Source organism: Psychrobacter sp. AOP31-B2-9, assembly GCF_052378005.1.
Classification (GTDB): domain Bacteria; phylum Pseudomonadota; class Gammaproteobacteria; order Pseudomonadales; family Moraxellaceae; genus Psychrobacter.
In genome coordinates this window covers 1-285 of sequence record NZ_JBQSXG010000376.1, presented here as the reverse complement: position 1 = coordinate 285, position 285 = coordinate 1, and the positions used below count along the sequence as shown (strand labels likewise).

Annotated in this window: 1 protein-coding gene; it reads right to left on the bottom strand. The window is 44.9% G+C overall.

Features of this window, described 5'->3' with window-relative positions; genetic code table 11:
* On the bottom strand, positions 1-285 hold a 285-nt coding region (locus ACT3SX_RS15705; protein WP_443556599.1), incomplete at both ends, for a transposase.

The window sequence follows — 285 nt, the reverse complement described above, 5'->3', positions numbered from 1 at the left end:
TCATCAAACATAATCATAAAGCGATTTAAAGCAGACGTCCAGTTACGGATTGGCATCGACCACTTTTTAGAGGCCTGCTGGGTTGCCAGATATACTACCTTGAATGCTGCCTGATCAGAGGGAAACACCTTACGCTTATTCACCGCCGTTCGAATCACACTGTTTAGCGACTCTATCGCATTGGTGGTATAAATCGCTCTTCTGATGTCTTTAGGATAACCAAAGAACACCGTTAAGCCCTCCCAGTTATTGCGCCAAGACTTGATGACATGCGGGTACTCTTTA